The organism is Microbacterium sp. (genome assembly GCF_032084865.1).
Classification (GTDB): Bacteria; Actinomycetota; Actinomycetes; order Actinomycetales; family Microbacteriaceae; genus Microbacterium.
In genome coordinates, this window is sequence record NZ_DAMDLU010000207.1 from 1 (window position 1) to 2,831 (window position 2,831).

Genomic DNA, 2,831 nt, shown 5'->3' on the forward strand with positions numbered 1-2,831 from the left:
CCCCGTCGCCACCGACGCCGGTCACCTGGTTCGACACGCTCTATCGCCCTCTTTCGTCGCTGAAGCTCACGTGCCACCTGGCGCTGACTGCAGCGCCCGGGTCGCACTTGCGTAACAGTCATCAAGCCTAACGCCAAACAGATTCCGAATCGTCTGCCCCGATGGCCGTTTCGCCCGATGCGAGCACAGCAGCATTCTGTAAGATCGTGCGCACCATGGACGACCCTCCTTCTTGCAGTACATCGCCCCACTGCCCGCTCCGCGAGGATGTCGAGGGACGCAGCTGATGGAATTCCTGCTGCTGGGCGTGGGGCTGCTGCTCATCGTGGGGACGGGACTCTTCGTCGCCAGCGAATTCGCTCTGGTCAATCTCGACCGCGCAGACCTCGAAGCCCGCCAGGCCCGGGGGGAATCCCGGCTGGGCCTGACGATCCGCGCGCTGAAGATCACCTCCACGCATCTGTCGTCAGCGCAGCTCGGCATCACGCTGACGACCCTTCTGACCGGTTACACGATGGAGCCGGCGATCTCGAAGCTGCTCGCGCCGCTTCTCGAGGCCTGGGGCACGTCGGATGCCGCGGCGACGGCCATCTCGGTGACGGTGGCGATGCTCATCGCCACCTTCCTCTCGATGATCCTGGGCGAGCTCGTGCCGAAGAACTTCGCGCTCGCGCTGCCGCGGGCCACGGCGAAGCTGGTGATCCCGTTCCAGACGGTGTTCACCGCCGTCTTCAAGCCTGCCATCATGCTGCTCAACGGCAGCGCCAACGCCGTGCTGCGCAGCATGGGCATCGACCCGAAGGAGGAGCTCTCGGGCTCGCGCAGCGCCGAGGAGCTCTCCTCCCTGGTGCGCCGTTCCGCGAGCCAGGGCGTGCTCGAGAAGGACACGGCGACGCTGCTCGATCGGAGCCTGAACTTCGCGCGTCTCACCGCCGACGACATCATGACCCCCCGACCGAGCATGCACTCGATCTCGGTGGGCGACTCGGCGGACGACGTGATCCGGCTCGCCAGGCGCACCGGTCACAGCCGCTTCCCGGTGTACGACGACGACCTCGACGACATCACCGGCGTCGTGCATGTGAAGGCCGCCGTGTCGGTGCCGCGTGAGAAGCGGGGCGACGTTCCGGTCGGCGCGCTGAGCACCGAGCCGCTGCGCGTGCCCGAGACGGTGCACCTGGACGTGCTGGTGGCCGAGCTGCGCACGAAGGGGTACCAGATGGCCGTCGTGGTCGACGAGTACGGCGGCACCGCCGGGATCGTGACGCTCGAAGACCTCATCGAGGAGATCGTCGGCGAGGTGTCGGACGAGCACGACCGCTCCAGGGCGGGCATCGTGCGCCGGCCCGACTCGATCACGTTCCCCGGCGAGCTGCGCCCCGACGAGCTGCTCTCGCGCACGGGGATCGAAGTGCCGGAGGGCGAGGTCTACGACACGGTGGCGGGCTACATGATGAGCCTGCTCGAGCGGGTTCCCGTCATCGACGACGAGGTGAGGATCGACACCGGCGTGCTGCGCGTCGCACGCATGGACGGTCGGCGCATCGACCGCATCCGGTACACCGCCGACCCGGCGGCCGACGCGACGGAGGACGAGCGATGAGCGACTGGGCAGGAATCGTCTGGCTCGTCGTGCTGCTCGCCGCGAACGCCTTCTTCGTCGGCGCGGAGTTCGCCGTCATCTCCGCACGCCGCTCGCAGATCGAGCCGCTCGCCGAACGCGGATCCCGTGCGGCCCGGACCGCCCTGTACGCGATGGAGCACGCCACGCTCATGCTCGCGACCTCGCAGCTGGGCATCACCATCTGCTCGCTGCTGATCCTGAACGTCTCCGAGCCGGCCATCCACCACCTCCTCGAGGTGCCGATGCGCGCTCTCGGCTGGGATCCCGCGGTGATCTCGGTGAGCGGGTTCGTGATCACGCTCGCTCTCGTGTCGTTCCTGCATGTCGTGTTCGGAGAGATGGTGCCGAAGAACCTCGCGTTCTCGGTCCCCGATCGGGCCGTGCTCGTGCTCGCACCCCCGCTGGTCTGGGTGTCGAGAGTGTTCCGGCACGTCATCTGGGCGCTGAACGGCATCGCGAACAGCGTGCTGCGCCTGTTCGGCGTCGAGCCGAAGAACGAGGCGGCGTCGACGTTCACGCTCGAGGAGGTCGCGACGATCGTCGACCGCTCGCGTCGCGAGGGCGTGCTGACCGACTCATCGGGTGCCGTGGCCGCGGCGGTGGAGTTCACCGACAAGAAGGCGCGCGACATCGCCGTGCCGCTCGCCGACCTGATCACCCTGCCCGAGACGGCCACGCCCGACGACGTCGAGCGTGCGGTCGCACGCTACGGCTTCTCGCGCTACGTGATCGTCGACGACGAGCAGTCGCCGATCGGCTACGTGCACCTGAAGGACGTGCTGCGTGCATCCGAGGGCCCCGAGCCCGACGAGCGGATCTCCCAGCCTCTGCCGCCCAAGCGCATCCACCACATGCTGCCGGTGCAGGAGGAGACCGACCTCGAGGATGTGCTCGCCTCGATGCGTCGCGCCGGCCGGCACCTCGCCAAGGTGCGCGACCGCTCGGGCGAGACCACTGCCGTGCTCTTCCTCGAGGACATCCTGGAGGAGCTCGTCGGCGAGGTGCAGGACGCGACTCGCCGCGGTCACGGACGCTGACCCGCGCGTGATGCACGACGGCCCGGCGGTATCCACCCGCCTGGCCGTCGTGCGCGTGCGTCAGCGCCAGCGCGCTCGCAGGTACTGCGACGGCCAGGGCACCTCGGCGCCCAGCTCGTGCGCGGCGCGCAGGCCGAAGTGCGGGTCGCGCAGCCATTCCCGTCCTGCGA

General features: G+C 68.7%; 2 protein-coding genes. Both read left to right on the forward strand.

Going from position 1 to position 2,831, the window contains the following annotated elements; all coding sequences use genetic code 11:
- The first annotated feature begins 286 nt into the window (after nt 1-286).
- Nucleotides 287-1,603: a hemolysin family protein gene (locus RT309_RS14405; RefSeq protein ID WP_313358147.1), complete on the forward strand. Its 1,317-nt coding sequence runs from the start codon at nt 287-289 to the stop codon at nt 1,601-1,603.
- Complete coding sequence (locus tag RT309_RS14410) at nt 1,600-2,661, forward strand: hemolysin family protein (protein ID WP_313358149.1); 1,062 nt, start codon at nt 1,600-1,602, stop codon at nt 2,659-2,661. Before RT309_RS14405 ends, RT309_RS14410 begins: the two co-directional genes overlap by 4 nt.
- Nucleotides 2,662-2,831 lie beyond the last annotated feature (170 nt).

What these genes read in the sequence shown, in the direction of transcription:
- RT309_RS14405 (WP_313358147.1), top strand. Translation starts at nt 287, where the DNA reads ATGGAATTCCTGCTGCTGGGCGTGGGGCTGCTGCTCATCGTGGGGACG.
- RT309_RS14410 (WP_313358149.1), top strand. Translation starts at nt 1,600, where the DNA reads ATGAGCGACTGGGCAGGAATCGTCTGGCTCGTCGTGCTGCTCGCCGCG.